The sequence below is a fragment of the Streptomyces sp. NPDC097981 genome, from assembly GCF_040302565.1.
GTDB lineage: Bacteria > Actinomycetota > Actinomycetes > Streptomycetales > Streptomycetaceae > Streptomyces.
On the sequence record NZ_JBEORW010000047.1, the window covers coordinates 1 to 16,921 of the forward strand.

A 16,921-nucleotide genomic window follows, 5' to 3' on the forward strand; every position below is an offset into this window, starting at 1 on the left:
ACAGAGACCTTCGACAAGCCTCATCTTCCCAGCTCAGAAGGCACTTTCGCTTTTCCGATCACGACTCGGACACCGCCGCAAGTGAAACGCGCAGGCTAGGAAGTCAATGTCCAAGGCCTCCTCGCCACCGTGCTTCAGCCGCCGGTCCGCACCAGGCACACGCTCGGCGCGGCTGCCGGCGCAGTCCTCGGCGACCCATCCGAGCTTGATCTGCTTCTCCCCGCGGCCGCTCCCGAGCGCCGACGAGTCGGCTCCCTTTCCTTGGCCCGCTCGTCACCATGCGCCAAGACCATGAACTCCGCAGCCAAGGCGCCCCGGCCCACCGCATACCCGCCAGGAGCGTGGCGCGTCAGTGCGCGCTGGCTGCTGGAGCCCAGCGTCAACCAGTCGGGAGATGAGACCGCGGCTGGTGCACGCATGTGAGGCCGCATGGGCCCGGTAGTGACTGCGTTGGCGGGCTCACCGGTGAGTCACCGATCTGTTAACCAGTCACCACCTTTGGTGACTCACCAGGCTAAGTCACCGATCTGTTACTGAGGTTTTCAGGGTGGGGTCGGTGGGTCGATAGCCAGGCGTGTGGCGGTAAGTCAGCCGTCGATCAGGCGGAGCCGGAGTTGGCTTCTGCGTAACTCGCGGCGGAGCGTGCGGTCGAGGTCGTCCGCGTGCTCGTCGCGCTCCAGGGCTCGGCGGGCGGGTGCCTGCCAGGATCAGCCGTGCCGTCTCAGCGGCCGCCACACCGTCGCCATCGACAGATTCACCCGCAGCCGGCGGTGGATCACCGTCTGGACCCGGGCGAGGGTCCACCGCTGATCGTCGAAGCCGTGCGCCGACGGGCCCTTGCTGAGTTGTTCCACCAGCACGGCGAACTGGGCATCGGTGATGGTCGGGGAGTTCGCCGGCCGCGCGGAACGCAGGCCGTCCCAGCCGCCTTCGCGCCAGGCACGGCGCCAGCGTTCCACCGACCGCACACTCACCCGCAGGTCCTTCGCGATCACCGTGGTCTTCTCACCCGCAGCGAACCGCTCACCAGCCTGAAGCCGGATCCCCTCACGAAACGCCCGACGTTCAGCGGTCAGGCCCCCACCCTCCGGATATCTCACCTCACCGGCGTACCGCAGGGATCACGAACCGTCACTACCCGACGACGACCCGAAAACCTCAGTAATGGCTTGGAGGCCGTACCCAGGGAGCGAAGCGTTGATCGGGGCCTACATCCTCGCGCCAGTACCGCAGGACGGTTTCCTGGACGATGTCGAGCCGCTCTGCGGCGATGAGGCACGTGACCGGCTCTTGTCCGCCGGCATCGGCCTCAAAGGCAACCGTGACGACCGGCTCCTCGCCGAGCTGGAGAGTGACTTTCAGGAGCTCGTCCGGCGTCGGTGCGCGGAAGGCCGGATCGTGAAAGGCGGACGGGCAGCTGACGAAGACCGGATCGCCGAAGACCAGTTCCAGGCCGTGGTGATAGGCCAGGTCGTGGCCGGCGGCGAGCCTGAGCTGTCCGCCGTTCCAGGCGATGACGTCCCAGTCCCACCAGGACCCTTCAGGGAGCTGGATCGCAGCATGTGCCCCTTCGCCACCCACCCGCAGCCCCCTCATCTCACGCGAAACAGATCGACAGGCTACACAGGAGTGATGAGCGTGAGACTTGACGAGATAGGACCCTGAGGTATCTACCGACTGCCCGAGAACCGCAAGACGGAGCTGGGACACGAGGGTGCGACCCAGATCGTCATCGTGAGGACGCTCGTTGCAAGTCCCCATCCTTTGCTTGGGGGTGGGACAGACCTGTTCGCTGAGATTCCCTACCCACTCGTCGCCGTTACACCCCCACATGCGGTCCCTGGCCGGTACGGCATAATCGCGATCAACTGGGTGGACAACGGTGGGGGTGGGGACGTGGGGATTTTTGGCTCGCGAAGCCGACGTAAAGGCATACCGAACGAGCCGGGGTTACTGGCTGCGGCTGCCGAGAATCCCGGTGGCAGCGTCGCCGAGATCGACCCGACGCATATCAACGACCCGAACGGCTACGTACCTCCCGAGGCAATCCGCGGCGCGTGGCTGGTGGACAACAGCGGCAAACTGACAGGTGAGTACCAGGAGAATCCCCGTCACGGCGTGCCACAGGACGACTTCAGCAAGCTCACTGATCCTGATCACTGGCTGGGCTGGCTCGGCGATGATCCCGCGGCCGCCGTCCGGAAGAGCATCGAAGAGTCCCTGCGCGCCCAGGTGGCAGACGCAGCGGTCGAGTGGGTCAAGATCCTTGAAACGCCCCGGTTCCTCACGGCGGGGCGTAGACACACTGAGGACACACAGGCCATGTTGGTCACCCGTGCGGCACTCGCCGCGCCGTTTGCGTTGTCCGTGCGCACAACGCAGCACGGGCGTTCCATCCTCTTGGGGGTGTTCTCCTGGGCAGCGGTGAACCTCTCATCGCCCGAGGCCCGCAAGGATCGGCACTGGTTTGACCTGGACGTCGGGCTGGACTGGGCCGGTGAGCGGCTTCAAGGCCGGCTCTACGAGATCGACGGCGCGGACGGCACCGCCGAGCGGTAGTAGGAAGCCCCGGATGGTGCTCAGGCCGCCGGTGGAGCAGCGCTCGGTCGTGACCCAAGATCAGCTCCCCGATGCCCTTGGCCAGGAGGGAGTACTACGTCTCCGCCACTGTCGCCGCGACACCACCGAAGCGATCACCGCGCGGTCACCGGCGCCCTGGCCCGCCCGCAGCTCCTGCTCCTGGGCCGATACGACACCCGCGGCCGCTTCCGTCTCGTGGGCCGCACCGTCCCCCTGCCCGCGGACGCGGCCTCGCAGCTCGCCACACTCCTTACCCCGCCGGCCCAGGCCACCCGTGGACGGGGATGCGGTTCCCCTCCGCATGGGGCAGCACGCAACCACTCGACGCGACCCTGATCCGCCCCGGCCTCGTCGCCGAGATAAGCGCGGACACCGCCATCGACCGCGGTGGCGTCCACCGCCACCCGCTGCGCTTCACACGCCTGCGCACCGACCTCTCGGCTGCGGACGTGGCCCTGTTCGGGGAAGGCTCCGCTGCTATTGCCGGGTGAGCGGCACGCCGGGGCGTTGCCGGGGTGGCGCAGTATCGTTTCGGCTGGTGAACTCGCCCACCCGCCCAGGTGAGTTCCTGGCCCACCCTCTGTCCTGGTGATGCCGGGGACAGCTGCAACCCTGGTCCGTGATCAAGAATCTGCTGCAGCACGGTCTGCCCGCGCCGGCCCTCACCGCCCTGCCCCTGCTCATCTCCACCGCGCCGGCGGCCCACGCCGTACCGGCCGCGCCCGGGGCGGTGGCGGTCATCGGGCGCGGTGGTCTGCCACGGGGCACCGTACGCCGGCCCGGGGGAGGGGTGCACGTGCTGCCGACCTACGGATTCAGCCAGGCCGCGTGAGCCGGCCAAGGGTCGGATGCCTGAGCCGGCCGGGCGCGTGTCGGCGAGCACCTCACGGAGCCCGGGCATCGCGTCCGAGGGCTGATCGCGGGAACCGGGCTGAGGTCACAGCAATCGGTCGACCAGCCCGTCGATGTACTCCGGGGTGAGCGGGACCATGCCGAACAAGACGCGGATGTACATCGGGGCCAGGATGTGGTCCAGCACGCCGAGCGCGTCGGGTGCGTGCTCGCCGCGTTCGCGGGCGCGATCGAGCATGGACTGCAGTTGCCGCATGCGTTCGGCGCGCAGGTCGTCACCAGCCTGCAGGCCCTGCTGACCCTTGCTCGACAGGGCGACGGCCAGGCGCACCACCGCCAGACCGTCGGGTCCGGTGATCTCGCGGGCCACGTTGGCCGCGTAAGTGCGCAGGTCGCCGGCCAGGCTCCCGGTGTCGGGCATCGGCGACTGCGCATTGAGGCGGGTGAGCGCCACGTCGGTGAGCAGGGTTTCCAGGCTGCCCCACCGGCGGTAGATGCTGCTGTCGGCCACGCCCGCGCGGGCTGCGACTTCGCCGACGGTGAAGTTGCCGTAGCCGCGCTCACGGATCAGGTCGGTGACGGCCTGGTGCACCTGCGCGCCGACGCGGGCGCTGCGCCCGCCGGGCCGCGGGGCTCGCTGTCGGTCGTTCATACCCCCACCTTAACGCAGTCATGACTTGCGTTTGTGGGGCAACCCTCCTTACAGTCGCCTAACGCAGTCGCTGACTGCTTTAGGGCGCTCAGGTGTATCGCCACCCGCGTCGACCGTGGCCGGGCGCAACGAACGATTGAGAGGAATCCCCATCGCTGCATCGCATGAGGCCGTAGGCAGTCGATCAAACCGGGCCGTGCTGCTCACGGTGACCTGCCTGGGCCAATTCATGGTCCTGCTCGACAACACGATTGTTGGAGCGGCGCTGCCCGATATGCAGGACCGGCTGCACACTCAGTTGACCGGTCTGCAATGGATCGTCGACGCGTACGTACTGCTGGTCGCCATGCTGCTGCTGTCCGGCGGCATCTTCGCCGACCGGTTCGGCCGCAAGCGGGTGTACCTGACCGGCGTGGCGGTGTTCACCACCGCGTCGGTGCTGTGCAGCCTCGCGCCCTCGGCCGGCTGGCTGGTCGCCGGCCGGGTGCTGCAGGGCATCGGGGCCGCGGCGCTGAGCCCTGCCTCGCTCACCCTGCTCGCCGCCGCCTATCCCGTGCCGCAAGAACGGATCAAGGCGATCGGGCTGTGGGCCGGATTCAGCGGAATCGGTCTGGCCGCAGGCCCCGTGGCCGGCGGCGTGCTGACAGATGCCTTCGGCTGGCCCGCCATCTTCCTGGTCAATCTGCCCATCGGCGTGGTCCTTCTGCTGGTCGGTCTGCGCAGCCTTGAAGAGGCCCGCAATCCGAGCGCCCCCGCAATCGACGTCCCGGGGACGGTGCTGTCCGTTCTGGGGGTGGGGGCGCTGACCTACGGGCTGATCGAGGGTGGTGCCCGCGGCTGGACGTCGCCGGTGATCCTGGGCAGCTTCACCGCCGCGGCGATCCTCCTCGCCGCCTTCGTCGCCGTCGAAGCGCGGCGCTCCGCACCGATGCTGCCGCTGCGGCTGTTCCGGCAGCGCCTGTTCACCGTGTCCAACACCGCCATGATCGTGGTGGGGTTCGCACTCATGGGCTCGTCGTTCTTCTTCTCCCAGTTCTTCGTGTACGTCCAGGGCAGCTCGATCCTGCACGCCGGCCTGCAGACCCTCCCCGCCTCCCTCGCCATGGTGATCGTCAGCCCGTACGCGGGCCGGCTCGCCGCCCGGTACGGCTTCCGAATCGTGGTCACCACCGGCCTGGCCCTGGCCGGCCTGGGACTGCTGGCGCTCGGCATGGTGCACGCCGACACCGGCTACGGGAACGTGTGGTGGCGGCTGGGAGTCGTCGGCACCGGCTTCGCCCTGACCATGTCCCCACTGACGGGAGCCGCCATCCAAGCAGTCAGCCCGCAGGAAGGCGGCCTCGCATCAGGCATCAGCAGCACCACCCGGCAGATCGGCGCGGTGCTCGGCGTGGCGGTACTCGGAGCCATCGTCCGCACCCGGCAATCCGGCGGCGCCTCCTTCGAGACCGGCCTCAACAGCGCCTTCGTCGCGGCTGGCGCCGTCACATTGGCCTCCGCCGTGTTCACCGGCCTGTGGCTGGCGAAGTCCAAGCCCGCGGAAGGCTCCGCGGCCCTGCAACGTTCCACCGATCCAGATGCGGTCACCACCTCGAACGAGGCATCCGCGAACAGCCGTTGACAACAGCAACCGCATTGGCCGGGAGGTGTCCCGCTGTACGTCGTGTTCACCACGCTGCAGGAGGCGGAGTGGAACGCCGTCGTCGTACGCGGAGACCTGGCTGCCGAGATCGCCGAGGTCAAGGATCAGTACAGGGGGCGACATCCTCATCTACGCCGGCGGTGAGCTGACGACCCCTCTCATCGAACTCGGGCTCGTCCGCGAGCTCAAGCTCTGGATCCATTCGGTGGTCGTCGGCAACGGCAAGCGCCTGTTCCCCGAGGGCACTTCCGGCACCTCGTGGACCCTCGCCGGCACCACGAGCTTCAGCACCGGCGCCGTGGTCCTGGATCTCCGCCCCGTCGGCTGAAAGCAGGGGCCGGACAACACACAGCGCTTGTGGTCGGCCGGCCGACGAGAGCACGCATGCGTCATGTCCGGACGAACGTCAACTCAACTCAACTCAGCTCGACCCTTGGAGTCATCGCCTTGTCCGAGCACGTCCACCTCACTCCGCTCCACCGCGTCTCGGCCACCGACGCCGCCGCCTGGCATCAGGTCGTCGCCGCCTCGATGGCCAGCGACCTGCCCGGTGTACCGCCTCCCGGCCCCGAGCAGATCCACGCCAAGCTCGCCAAGCCCAGCTTGGACAGCCACCGGCTGACCTGGCTGGCCACCGGAGCGGACGGCGTCTCGGTCGGGGTCGCGGGCCTGCGGCTGTTCGCCTCCCCAGGGAGGGACCACCTGGCCGAACTGGAACTCCACGTCGACCCCGCACACCGGCGTCTGGGCACCGGCTCCCTCCTGCTATCGGCGGTCGTGGAGGCCTGCCGTGCCGAGGACCGGCGCAGCCTGATCGTCGAAGCGGCGGCCGACAGCCCGGGCGAAGCCTTCTGCGAGAGGCGGAACTTCCGCCAGGCACTGGCCCTTGACCATCTGATCCTGCACCTGGACCAGTTGGACGAGGCAGCCGTTCTCCAGGTCGCCGAGGCCGAGCACCCGGGCTACCGGCTGACGGGCTGGAACGGCACGGTGCCCGACGGCCTCGCCGCCGTCTTCGCCGCCGCCAAGAACGCGATGAACGACATGCCCGTCGGAGACCTGGACTTCGGCACCGTGGACTGGGACGTCGACCGCGTACAGGCCATGGCCCGGGTGATCGCTGACCGCGGCGACACCCTGCTGACCCTCGCCGCCGTCCACGACGACGGCACCATGGCCGGTTACACCGAGATCCTCCTCCCGCAGGGCGCGCCGCCCCGGGCGCAGCAGTACGACACCGCCGTCGTGCCCGCGCACCGCGGCCATGGCCTCGGGCTGTGGCTCAAGGCCGCCATGGTGCGCCGACTGCGCGCCGAGCACCCTGGTGTTGTCGAGATCGAGACCGACAACGCCGAGGACAACGTTCACATGCTGGCCGTCAACCATCGCTTGGGATTCCGCTCCTACCGGCGCACGCGCGAGTTCCAGCTCGACCTTCCTGTTGCCTGATCCCATCCGAGGCGCCGCCGTGAACGTCTCAGCCTCCGCCCTCTCCCCGAACGCCACCATGACGGGCCTCGCGGCCCCAGCCGTGGCAGTGCCACCTCAGCACCTGGACGGTCGAGATGGCAGCCGACGCGACCGGACCTGAGCACTCCATCAGCCGTGAACAGGTCTGGACGGTCACCGCGGGCGCCCTTGAGGTGACCTGCGACGGTCGCACCGAGAAGGTCTCGGCCCGCCAGTCCCTGATCCAGCCGCCGGCCCTCGTACGTCGGATCCATGCCCCCTGGGCGCGGTGACCACGGCTGCCGCGCGCACGAGCTTGTCCTCAGGGTGCTTCCGGCAACGCCCGGACTCTCCCGCACCATCGCCCGCCGAGGCCGGAATCCACAGAAACGAGAATGACGAAAAATGCGTGTGCTGATCACGGCTTACGGGTCGCGTGGCGACATCACGCCGCTGGCCGCACTCGCGGCACAGCTGCGGGAACTCGGTGCGCAAGTGCGGGTGTGCGCACCTCCGGACGAGGAGTTCGCGCAGGTGCTGGCCGGAGTCGGCGTGGAGCACGTGCCGTTCGGCAGATCGGTGCGAGCACTGGTGACCGGGACTCCGCCGTCACCCGGCTTCGTGACAGAGTTCGCGGCCGAGCTGGTCGCAGCGCACTTCGGCACGGTCGCCTCGGCTGCCGAGGGATGCGACGTGTTGGTGGCGACCGGCCTGATGCCGGCCGGCGCGCGATCGGTGGCCGAGAAGCTGGGCATCCGCTACGTGTATGCGGGCTTCCACCCGTTCGAGATGCCCTCCGCGCACTACGCACCACCGCCGCGGCCCGGGCGGCCGGCTCCGCCCCACATGACCGACAACCAGGCCCTGTGGGACCTGGACGCCCAGAAGGTCAACGCCCTTTACCTCAAGCCCCTCAACGCCCACCGCGCGGCTCTGGGCCTTGCACCGGTGGACAACGTCCGGGAGCACGTCTTCACCGAACGGCCGTGGCTGGCGGTGGACCCGGTCCTGGGGTCGTGGCAGCAGCTGACGAACCTCGACCCCGTGCAGACCGGTGCGTGGATCCTGCCCGACGAACGCCCCCTGCCCGCCGATCTGGAGACGTTCCTGGACGCCGGCACGCCACCGGTGTACGTGGGCTTCGGCAGCATGCCGATGCGCGCCGCGACAGACCTCGCCCGGACAACCGTCGAGGCGGTCCGTGCACAGGGCCGCCGCGTGCTAGTCTCCCACGGCTGGGCGGACCTGGGCCTGGTGGACGACTCGGACGACTGCTTCGCCGTGGGCGACGTCAACCACCAGGCGCTGTTCCCCCGGGTCGCGGCCGTCGTGCACCACGGCGGCGCGGGCATGACGACGACGGCCGCCCGAGCCGGTGCGCCCCAGGTGGTGGTGCCCCAGTTCGTGGACCAGCTGCACTGGGCCGCCCGCGTGGCCGAACTGGGCATCGGCGCGGCCCACGACGGCCCGGCCCCGACCTTCGAGTCCCTGTCGGCCGCACTCAGGACGGCCCTGACCCCCGAGACGGAAGCACGGGCGAAGGCCGTCGCCGGCACGGTCCGCACCGACGGGACTGCGGTGGCCGCGAAGCTGCTCCTCGACACGGTGGACGCTGCGCCGGTGAGCCGGGAACAGATCTCCGTCATTGCGCATGCCGACCACCCGATAAAGTCCCCGCTCGAGGACGAATCGGTCAGCCGGCTGCTCGAACGCGGCCTCCCGCGGGGCGACGAGCGAGTGCTCGACCTCGGATGCGGCACAGCAGAATGGCTGCTGCGCGCCCTGGCGACGCGTCCGCACCTGCACGCGGAGGACGTCGACGTCTCCGAAGTCGCCCTGATTCGGGCCCGCCAGGCAGCGAGCAAACTCGGGGTCGACGAGCGCCTGGTCCTCCACCACCAAGAGGCGGCGGATTTCGACTCGGCACAGTCGTTCGATCTGGTGATCAGCGTCGGTGCCACGCATGCCTTCGGCGGGCTCCTCCCCACCCTCGCGGCGGCCCGCAAGCACCTGGCCCCCCGGCGGCCGCGTCCTGATCGGTGAGTCGTTCTGGGACCGCACCCCGTCACCGGAGGCCGTCGAGATGTTCGGTGACCTCGACGACCTGGCGACCACGGTGGACCGCGTCGTCGCCGACGGATGGACCCCCGTCGCGCGGCCACGTCAGCACGCGCAGCGAGCTGGACGCCTACGAGTGGGCCTGCTGGGGCTCGCCGGCCGCATGGGCACTGGACCACCCTGCAGAGCCGGACGCCGCACAGGTGCTGGAGACGGCCAACGCCCAGCGTTCGCAGTGGCTGCACGGGTACCGGGACAGCTTCGGCTTCCTCTGCCTGGTCCTGCGTCAGACACCCGTGACGGCCGGAAAGTGATTACCCGGAAAGTCAGCACACAGATGCCACCGACGTTCGTACTGGTCCACGGAGCCTTCGCGAACTCCTTCTCCATCGCGCCCCTCCAGGCGGAACTCGGCCTCCTCTACGCCCGGGCACTGACCTGATGGGGTGCGGGTGCGCCGTCACACGTGCAGGGTGGTCCCCCGGCCGGTGTCGGCGGTGAAGGCGCTGAGCAGTGCCTGATCGCCGACCAGCCGGACGACGGGCACACCCGAGCGCAGCGCGGTGAGGGCGCCAGACAGTTTCGGCAGCATGCCGTCCCGCGGAGGCCGGTCGCGCAGCAGCGCCGCGAGGTCGGCGCTGCCCATGCGCGGGATGATCGACGCGGGATCGGCCGGATCGGCCATCAGACCTTCCACATCGCTGACGTAGACCAGACGGTCGGCGGGCAGAGCAGCGGCCAACGCGGCGGCAGCGGTGTCGGCGTTGAGGTTGTGGGGCAGGCCCGCGGCATCGGGCGCGACGCTGGCGACCACGGGTATCAGACCCGCCTCCCACGCCATGGTCAGCACCTTCGTATCGACGGCGGCCACCTCGCCCACCCTGCCGAACCTGGCGACGCCGTCGACCCGCAGCGTGCGCGCTGTCATCAGGCCGGCGTCCTCGCCGGACAGTCCGATCGCCGGTACGCCGACGCCCTGGAGCTGACCGACCAGGTCCTTGTTGATCCGGCCGACGAGCACCATGCGGACGACGTCCATCATCTCCGGGTCGGTGACCCGCAGACCATCGAGGAAGCGCGGGGTCAGACCGCGCCGGGCGGCCTCCTCGGTCACCTTGCGGCCGCCGCCGTGCACCAGGACGAGCCGCCGGCTGTCGCCGGCCAGCACGGCCAGATCACGCATCGCGGTGGCGGACAGACGGCCGCCGTCCATCGCCGCGCCCCCGTACTTGACCACGATCGCCGTCCCGGCCGTGGTCACTGCCGCCCCCCGACCCGATACTCGGTCACCGCGGCGACGATCGCCCCGAAGGTGGGCCGGCTGACCGGCACGTCGAGAGGCAGCGAGCAGTCCAGCGCCTCGCCGAGCAGCACCATGAGTTCGGCGGCGAGCAGCGAGTCGCCTCCCGCGGCGAAGAAGTCGTCGTCGTCCGCCGGCGCCGCGCCGTCGAGCAGCCGTTGCCACAGTCCACTGGTGTGCTGACGGACCGAGGGATCGCCGGTCGGCGGGGGAGCGGTTTCCGCGACTGGCGCCGGAGCGGAGGACGGCCCGGAGCCGGCAACCGGTCCGGGGCCCGGAGCCGTTCCGTCGGCGGCACCCGGCCCGGGCTCCGAAGGCCCGCTCGGCTGAGGCGCCCCGCCGGGGGAATCCTGCCTGGGAGGCCGCGGCTCGGACGCCATACGTTCCAGTACGCTGATCAACCTCGCCGTGAGCCGTGCCGCCTCCGCCGGGTCGATCAGGTCCGGCGAGTACAGCAGTCCCCCACGGATCGTCCCGTCGGGCTGCGGACCGAGTTCGAGCGTGATGTCCGTGGTGCTGGACAGGGCTGCCGCCGGGAGCGTCGTCGTCTCGGCGCCGGCCAGCCGCAGCGGTTGGCCCAGGCCGTCGCGCAGGGCGACCAGGACATGGGTGAGCGGGTTGACCGGCAGGGTGCGGGGCAGCCCGAGTTCCTGCATCAGCAGCGGGAACGGCACGTCCTGGTTGTCCATCGCGGCGAGCATGACCGAGCGTGTCTCGTCGATCAGCTGGGCCGTGGTCGCCGTCGACACCGGGATGCGCAGTGGGACCGTGTTGGTGCTCAGCCCCACCAGGCGGTCGAACTCCGGCAGCGACCGTCCAGCCGTCGACATCCCGATCAGGGCCTCCCCGAGGCCGGTCTCGCAGGCGAGCCACCGGGCGACCGCGGCGATCAGCACGGTGGAGACACTGGTCTGGGCGTCGACGGCAAGCGTGCGGGCTGCTGCGGTGAGCGGCACGTCGCAGAAGATCTCCTCCCAAAGAGCGTCCGGTCTGCGGATCACGGGCCGCGGCTTGAGGAAGGGCAGTGGTGCGGGACCGGTGATGTCCTTCAACCGCTCCTTCCAGTACGCGATCTGCGCGTCGAAGCGCCCGGTGTCGAGCCCCTCCTGCTGCCAGGCGGCGAAGTCGGCGAACTGACGGTGGACCGGGGGCAGCGCGTCCGGCCGCTTCTGCACGAACGCCTCGTAGCAGGTGGCGATCTCCTCCCGCAGGACGCCCATCGCCTGGCCGTCCACGCTCACGTGATGCGTGGTCAGCAGCACGGTGTGCCGGCTCGGACCGTGCCGCAGGACCCGGCAGCGCAGCAGTGGACCGCGGCCCAGGTCGAACCGGGTCCTCGCCTCCTGCCTGGCCAGTTCCCGGACATCGGATTCGGCGACGTCGTCGAGGAGAGCGAATCCCGGCGGGAGTTCGGTGTGCACGACGCGCAGCAGCTCCCCCTCCCGCAGGGTGAACGTGGTGCGCAGCGCTTCGTGGCGGGCGGTCATGAGGGTCAGCGCGGCATGGAAGGCTGCCGGGTCGAACGGTCCGTCGATCCGCCAGGCGTAGGCGAGGTTGTAGACGGGCGTGTCACGGGCGTACTGCGTGGCCAGCCACATCCGCCGTTGCAGCGGGGTGGCCGGCGGGTGGAAGGGCAGGGTGTGCAGCCGGGCGCTACGCATCGGCTGGGGTTCCTTTCGGACGGGTACCCGTGGTCCGCGGACGCGGCCGGGGCATCAGGTCACGAGGTCGGGACACCAGGTCCTCCACTCATCGGTATGCCTGACGTTGCAGCGCGTGGAGCTGCGCGTACGAGCCGTCGAGCGCGAGGAGTTCGTGGTGCGTGCCGACCTCGGCGATCCGGCCGTGGCGCAGCACCACGATCAGATCGGTGTCGCACATGCTGCCGAGCCGGTGCGAGACGAGCAGGGTGACCGCTCCGGTGGCCCGGCCGACGGCGCGTGCCGCCGTCGCGTACTGGTCGAGGAGGACCTGTTCCGCGGCCGGGTCGATGGCCGCCGTCGGCTCGTCGAGCAGGAGCAGCAGCGGGGCGGGACGCATCATGGCACGGGCGACGGCGAGTTTCTGCCACTGTCCGCCGGACAGGTCGGTTCCGTCGTCGAAGCTGCGCCCGAGCGGGGTGCTCAGCCCTCCGCCGAGGGTGTCCGGGAGCGCCTCGGCGTCGGCGGCGCGCAGGGCGCCGGTGACGGCGAAGGTGTCGTCGATCCGGGGGAGGTCGCCCATGCCGACGGTCTCGCGCAGCAGGAACTGGGGCTTGGCGAAGTCCTGGAAGCCGGCGGTGATCCGGGAGCGCCAGTCGGCCAGGTCGAGGTCACGCAGGTCGGTCCCGTCGACCAGGATGCTGCCGTGCGTGGGGGTAGCCAGGCCCGCCAGCAGACGGACCAGGGTGCTCTTGCCGGCTCCGTTGTCGCCCACGACTCCGACCACGCTGCCGGCCGGCAGGAACAGGTCGGCGTCGGTGAGCGCGTCGTGGTCCGCGTCGGCGTACCGGTAGCCGAGACCGCGCAGTTCGATGCCCCGGGTGAGCTGCTGCGGCGCCGGCAGGATGCCCGTCCAGAGTTCCTCGGCCGCCTGGGCCCGGGCCCGCAGCCGCAGCAGCCGGGTCCCCGCCGCCTTGCTGTTGTTGACCGCGTTGCCGAAGCGCACGGTCTGCGCCATCTGCTGGCTGACGCTGGCCACCAGGGTCAGGGTCAGTACGACGTCACCGAGGCCGATCCCGCCCGTGACCGCCTGGCGTGCCACGAGGATCACGGCCCCGGCGTAACCGGCGGCGAAGACCAGCCAGCCGCCGGCGACGTACAGCGTTCCCAGCGCGCCGGCGCGGTCCAGCCGTGCGTCGGCCGCGAGCAGGTGGCGCAGGTGACGGCTGCGGAGCTCCTCGCGCAGGCCGTAGATGCGCAGTTCCTTCGCCGGGCCGGCGCTGGTGGCCTGTTCGAACAGGAAGCGGGCCTGGCGCTGGTCGGCGGCCGTGTCGGTGAGGGCCCGCTGCCTGAGCCGCTCCATCCGGGAGCCGGCCACCAGCGAGGGCCAGGCGAGCAGCGGCAGGAACAACAGGAAGGGATTGACGAAGGCGAGCGCGACCCCGGTGGCGACGGCCCGCAGCACGGCGCCGATGAGCAGCGAGGTGACGTCGCAGCCCTCGGCCAGGTGCATCCGGTCGGTGGCCAGCAGTTCGAGTTCGTCCAGCCAGCCGGAGCGTTCGGCCGGCTCGACCGGCGTGGTCGACAGCCGCATGAGTTCGAGGTCGACCAGGTGGGCGGTCTGCTCGATGAGGGGGACCGCCAGCCGGATCGCCACCGAACCGGCGGCGAAGCCGAGCGCGTTGATCAGGGCGATGACGGCTGCGAGCCGGATGGTCGAGCCGAACTGGTGGGCCTGGATGGCTTCGACTGCCAATTTGAGCCCGTACGCGGAGGCCACCAGGGTCAGCGGGCGCAAACCGAACAGGACGGTGAAGGGGAGCGCGCGGGCGCGGTCGGCGCGGAAGGACAGCCCGAAGGCGGCTGCGAGGCCGCGCAGCGATTCACGCACGCGCCTCACCACCCGTGCGCGGGCCGTCGAACCGGTCGGCCTGGATGCGGAACATCCGGGCGTACGCCCCGTCGGCGGCCACGAGGTCGTCGTGGCTGCCGCTCTCCAGGACCGTGCCGTGTTCGAGTACGACGATCCGGTCGGCCCGGCGGGTGGTGGAGAAGCGGTGCGAGATGAGCACGGAGGTCACTCCCTCGGTGAGCGAGAGGAACCGGTCGTTCAGCTCCGCCTCGGCCCGTACGTCGAGGGCGGAGGCCGGTTCGTCGAGGATCAGCAGCCGGGCGCCGTGCCGGACCGCGAACAGCGCGCGGGCCAGCGCCAGCCGCTGCCACTCGCCGCCGGACAGGTCACGGCCGCCGGGGAACCTGGCGGACAGCATGTTCTGCCAGCCGTGGTCCAGACGGTCGATCAGCTCCCTGGCTCCGGCCTGGTCGGCGCAGGTCCGCAGGCCCTCCATGTCGTCGAGGTGCTCGACGGCACCGAGTCCCACGTTGTCCGCGGCGCTCAACTCGTAGTGGACGAAGTCCTGGAAGACCGCGCCGATCCGCCGCTGCCAGCCTGCGGTGCCGGCCTCCGCCAGCGGGACTCCGTCGATCAGGATGCGGCCGGCCTGCGGTCGGTACATGCCGGACAGCAGCTTGACCAGGGTGGTCTTTCCCGCGCCGTTGACGCCGACGACGGCCAGGGACCGTCCGGCCGGGATGTCCAGGTCGAAGCCGCTGAAGACCGGTTCGGACCGTCCGGCGTAACGGAAGCCGACCGCCTCGAACCGGATGGCCGGCGGCGGACCGCCGAACGGCCTGTCCGCGGCCCGGGCGGTGGAGACGGGCGCGGTGGAGTCGGGCGCGGTGGATACCGAGGCTGCGCCCGTGGGGGCGGGGACGGGCGGCAGGGCGCGTTCGAGCGCGCGGACCAGCGGAATGGCGGCGGCTCCCTGGTCGATCTTCACGTTGTCCGGGCTGACGCCCATGACGGCACTGAGCCCGAGCAGAGCGCCTGCGTAGGCTGTGAAGCGCCCTGCGCTCAGGTCGCCGCTGGAGGCGGCGAGTCCCAGCACGGTGAAGCCGCCGAGCTGCACGGCCATCACCCCGGCGGTGAGCGCGGGCATCAGGAGACGGCCGTCCCGGCGGGTCTGCCACAGGCCCGCCATGGCGACCCGCCACTCCTGGTGGAAGCGCAGGTCGAGCCAGTCCCGCAACCCGAAGACCCGGATCTCCTTGGCCGCGTCCGGGTCCCGCGCGAAGTCGCGTACGTACGAGGGGCGCCGCAGCCGCGCCGGGGTTCCCATCAACGCCTGCTGGCCGCGCCGGTAGTCCGCGACGGCTCCGCTGGTCAGGACGGCGAAGCCGGCCAGCAGGGCCAGGGCGAGCCACCAGTGGAAGACGGCGATCAGGGCCGCGCAGGCCACCGCCTGAAGCCTGGCCACGCCGATGTTCGCGGTCGCGATCAGGGCGTCGCGCGGGGTGAAGCCGGCGGTGCCGACCCCCTGCGCACCCCTCACCAGGTCGAGCGTGTCCGGGTCCTCCAAGTGGCCGATGCCGGTGGGGGTGAGCGAGGCCGCCATGACGCGGTCCCGCAGCCGGCGGGTGAGCCGCCGCCCGAGGACGTCGGCCGTCTGCTGGGCCACCGGAACCAGGAGCTGCTGGAGCAGGAACCCGAGCGCGATCAGGATGCCCAGGACGGTGACCTGCCGCAGCGCCGGGGCCTGGCCGTGGGTGGCGGCGCCCGACACCACGTCGACCAGGCGGCCATTGGCGATCGTCAGGGCCACCGGCGCGAGCGCGGCCCCGACCAGTGCGAACAGCAGCAGTCCGGTCAGCGGGAAGCTGACGGACGGCAGCATCCCGAGCATCGCCAGGAGCGGCGACCCGCGCCGGGCGGGCCGTTCACCCCCGGGGACGGGGGGCTGCGAGGGCATGCGATCGTTCTCCTTCCGGTCTCCTGGCGGAGCCGCGTGATACCCCGGACGTGCGTCGACGGGCGGAGGAGCCGGCATCAGATGAGACGGCGCGGCGGTACCGTGTTGTGGGCGCGCACCCAGCGGAAAGCGTCGCTGGTGGCCTGCTGGCCGCCGTGGACCGGGAGGGTGACCCCCGAGATCCAGCCCGCCTGGTCGCTGCACAGGTAGAGCACCGCGGCGGCGACGTCGGCGGGGTTGCCGAACCGGCCCAGCGGATAGAGGGAGGCACGGTCCTGCCGGTCGTCCTGGTCCGTCAGCCACGGCTGGGTCATCGCGGTCTCGATCAGGGCCGGGGCGACGGCGTTGACCCGGATGCCGCTCGGTCCGAGTTCGTAGGCGAGGGCGCCCGTCAGGCTGATCAGGGCGGCCTTTGCCGCTCCGTACAGGGCTTCGCCCGGGGCTGGGAACAGGCCGTCGATGGAGGCGGTGGAGACGATGGCGCCACCGGTTCCCTGGGCGGTCATCGCACGGGCCGCGGCCATCACCGTGAGCAGCGGGGCCTTGACGTTCATCCCGAACACGGAGTCGATCGCAGCCGCGGTGGCCTCGGTCAGCGGCCCTGTCGAGCCCGGCACGTCGCCCCAGCCGCCGACGTTGCCGACCAGGATGTCCAGCCCGCCCATCCGGTCGACCGCCTCGGCCACGGCCTGTTCGGCAGCCGCGGGATCGGCGCAGTCGGCGGCGATCCAGTGCGCGGTGCCGCCGGCGCCGAGGATCTCCCCTGCGACCGCCTCGACGTCGGCGGCCGTGCGGGCGACGACGGTGACCTGGGCGCCTTGGCGGGCCAGCAGCAGTGCCACCTCGCGGCCGATACCGCGGCCGGCACCGGTGACCACGGCGCGTGCGCCGTCGAGACGAAAGGGCTCCGACACTCGTTCTCCTCGTCGATCACGTATC

General features: G+C 70.7%; 14 protein-coding genes and 4 pseudogenes. 10 read left to right on the forward strand and 8 right to left on the reverse strand.

The annotated features are described in order from the left end of the window. Nucleotides 1-710: 710 nt before the first annotated feature. Both ABTY04_RS32965 and ABTY04_RS32970 read right to left on the reverse strand, forming a co-directional pair. Nucleotides 711-1,100: pseudogene (locus tag ABTY04_RS32965) on the reverse strand (helix-turn-helix domain-containing protein); the annotation flags it as partial. Between the two features lie 58 nt (nucleotides 1,101-1,158). Further along, nucleotides 1,159-1,581 carry a hypothetical protein gene (locus ABTY04_RS32970; protein WP_352217120.1) on the reverse strand — a complete coding sequence of 141 codons (423 nt, stop codon included), beginning with the start codon at nucleotides 1,579-1,581 and terminating at the stop codon, nucleotides 1,159-1,161. Nucleotides 1,582-1,896: 315 nt separating this feature from the next. On the opposite strand from ABTY04_RS32970, the gene ABTY04_RS32975 reads away from it, so the two are divergent. The 3 genes from ABTY04_RS32975 (at nucleotide 1,897) to ABTY04_RS32985 (ending at nucleotide 3,412) form a co-directional block, all read left to right on the forward strand. Further along, nucleotides 1,897-2,559: a hypothetical protein gene (locus ABTY04_RS32975; RefSeq protein ID WP_352217121.1), complete on the forward strand. Its 663-nt coding sequence runs from the start codon at nucleotides 1,897-1,899 to the stop codon at nucleotides 2,557-2,559. A gap of 305 nt (nucleotides 2,560-2,864) precedes the next feature. Further along, nucleotides 2,865-3,071 (forward strand): hypothetical protein, encoded by a 207-nt coding sequence (locus ABTY04_RS32980; RefSeq protein WP_352217122.1) that lies wholly within the window; start codon nucleotides 2,865-2,867, stop codon nucleotides 3,069-3,071. 128 nt (nucleotides 3,072-3,199) lie between these two features. Beyond that, nucleotides 3,200-3,412, forward strand: coding sequence for a hypothetical protein (locus ABTY04_RS32985; RefSeq protein ID WP_352217123.1), 213 nt, complete (start codon nucleotides 3,200-3,202; stop codon nucleotides 3,410-3,412). A 105-nt stretch (nucleotides 3,413-3,517) separates the two neighbouring features. Here the strand turns inward: ABTY04_RS32985 and ABTY04_RS32990 are convergent, their stop codons facing one another. After that, on the reverse strand, nucleotides 3,518-4,084 hold the full coding sequence (locus tag ABTY04_RS32990; protein ID WP_352217124.1) for a TetR/AcrR family transcriptional regulator: 567 nt from the start codon (nucleotides 4,082-4,084) through the stop codon (nucleotides 3,518-3,520). A gap of 151 nt (nucleotides 4,085-4,235) precedes the next feature. Between ABTY04_RS32990 and ABTY04_RS32995 the strand changes: the two genes are divergently transcribed. The 7 genes and pseudogenes from ABTY04_RS32995 to ABTY04_RS33025 all read left to right on the forward strand — a co-directional run. Further along, entirely contained in the window at nucleotides 4,236-5,705 is a 1,470-nt protein-coding gene (locus tag ABTY04_RS32995) for an MFS transporter (protein WP_352217170.1), read from the forward strand. Continuing rightward, the gene (locus tag ABTY04_RS33000) at nucleotides 5,662-6,054 is read left to right on the forward strand and encodes a dihydrofolate reductase family protein (RefSeq protein ID WP_352217125.1); all 393 of its coding nucleotides are present in this window, start codon (nucleotides 5,662-5,664) and stop codon (nucleotides 6,052-6,054) included. Before ABTY04_RS32995 ends, ABTY04_RS33000 begins: the two co-directional genes overlap by 44 nt. 119 nt (nucleotides 6,055-6,173) lie before the next feature. Continuing rightward, the gene (locus tag ABTY04_RS33005) at nucleotides 6,174-7,175 is read left to right on the forward strand and encodes a GNAT family N-acetyltransferase (RefSeq protein ID WP_352217126.1); all 1,002 of its coding nucleotides are present in this window, start codon (nucleotides 6,174-6,176) and stop codon (nucleotides 7,173-7,175) included. 116 nt (nucleotides 7,176-7,291) lie between these two features. Then, entirely contained in the window at nucleotides 7,292-7,468 is a 177-nt protein-coding gene (locus ABTY04_RS33010; protein ID WP_352217127.1) for a hypothetical protein, read from the forward strand. 112 nt (nucleotides 7,469-7,580) lie between these two features. Further along, nucleotides 7,581-8,783 (forward strand): annotated as a pseudogene (locus ABTY04_RS33015) (glycosyltransferase); the annotation flags it as partial. Between the two features lie 12 nt (nucleotides 8,784-8,795). Then, nucleotides 8,796-9,547: pseudogene (locus ABTY04_RS33020) on the forward strand (SAM-dependent methyltransferase). Nucleotides 9,548-9,570: 23 nt separating this feature from the next. Beyond that, nucleotides 9,571-9,669: pseudogene (locus ABTY04_RS33025) on the forward strand (alpha/beta hydrolase); the annotation flags it as partial. Nucleotides 9,670-9,693: 24 nt separating this feature from the next. Here the strand turns inward: ABTY04_RS33025 and argB are convergent. The 5 genes from argB to ABTY04_RS33050 all read right to left on the reverse strand — a co-directional run bounded on the left by argB (nucleotide 9,694) and on the right by ABTY04_RS33050 (nucleotide 16,896). Beyond that, nucleotides 9,694-10,494, reverse strand: coding sequence for an acetylglutamate kinase (gene argB, locus ABTY04_RS33030; protein WP_352217128.1), 801 nt, complete (start codon nucleotides 10,492-10,494; stop codon nucleotides 9,694-9,696). Further along, nucleotides 10,491-12,194: a condensation domain-containing protein gene (locus ABTY04_RS33035; protein ID WP_352217129.1), complete on the reverse strand. Its 1,704-nt coding sequence runs from the start codon at nucleotides 12,192-12,194 to the stop codon at nucleotides 10,491-10,493. Before ABTY04_RS33035 ends, argB begins: the two co-directional genes overlap by 4 nt. 88 nt (nucleotides 12,195-12,282) lie before the next feature. Further along, nucleotides 12,283-14,064, reverse strand: a complete 1,782-nt coding sequence (locus tag ABTY04_RS33040; protein WP_352217130.1) for an ATP-binding cassette domain-containing protein — start codon at nucleotides 14,062-14,064, stop codon at nucleotides 12,283-12,285. Further along, nucleotides 14,057-15,982: an ABC transporter ATP-binding protein gene (locus ABTY04_RS33045; protein WP_352217131.1), complete on the reverse strand. Its 1,926-nt coding sequence runs from the start codon at nucleotides 15,980-15,982 to the stop codon at nucleotides 14,057-14,059. The genes ABTY04_RS33040 and ABTY04_RS33045 overlap by 8 nt, the downstream gene beginning before the upstream one ends. Nucleotides 15,983-16,059: 77 nt before the next feature. After that, nucleotides 16,060-16,896: an SDR family NAD(P)-dependent oxidoreductase gene (locus ABTY04_RS33050; protein ID WP_352217132.1), complete on the reverse strand. Its 837-nt coding sequence runs from the start codon at nucleotides 16,894-16,896 to the stop codon at nucleotides 16,060-16,062. Between the last annotated feature and the right edge of the window lie 25 nt (nucleotides 16,897-16,921).

What these genes read in the sequence shown, in the direction of transcription:
- ABTY04_RS32980 (WP_352217122.1), top strand. Translation starts at nt 2,865, where the DNA reads ATGCGGTTCCCCTCCGCATGGGGCAGCACGCAACCACTCGACGCGACC.
- ABTY04_RS32990 (WP_352217124.1), bottom strand. Translation starts at nt 4,084, where the DNA reads ATGAACGACCGACAGCGAGCCCCGCGGCCCGGCGGGCGCAGCGCCCGC.
- ABTY04_RS33000 (WP_352217125.1), top strand. Translation starts at nt 5,662, where the DNA reads ATGCGGTCACCACCTCGAACGAGGCATCCGCGAACAGCCGTTGACAAC.
- ABTY04_RS33010 (WP_352217127.1), top strand. Translation starts at nt 7,292, where the DNA reads ATGGCAGCCGACGCGACCGGACCTGAGCACTCCATCAGCCGTGAACAG.
- ABTY04_RS33035 (WP_352217129.1), bottom strand. Translation starts at nt 12,194, where the DNA reads ATGCGTAGCGCCCGGCTGCACACCCTGCCCTTCCACCCGCCGGCCACC.
- ABTY04_RS33045 (WP_352217131.1), bottom strand. Translation starts at nt 15,982, where the DNA reads ATGCCCTCGCAGCCCCCCGTCCCCGGGGGTGAACGGCCCGCCCGGCGC.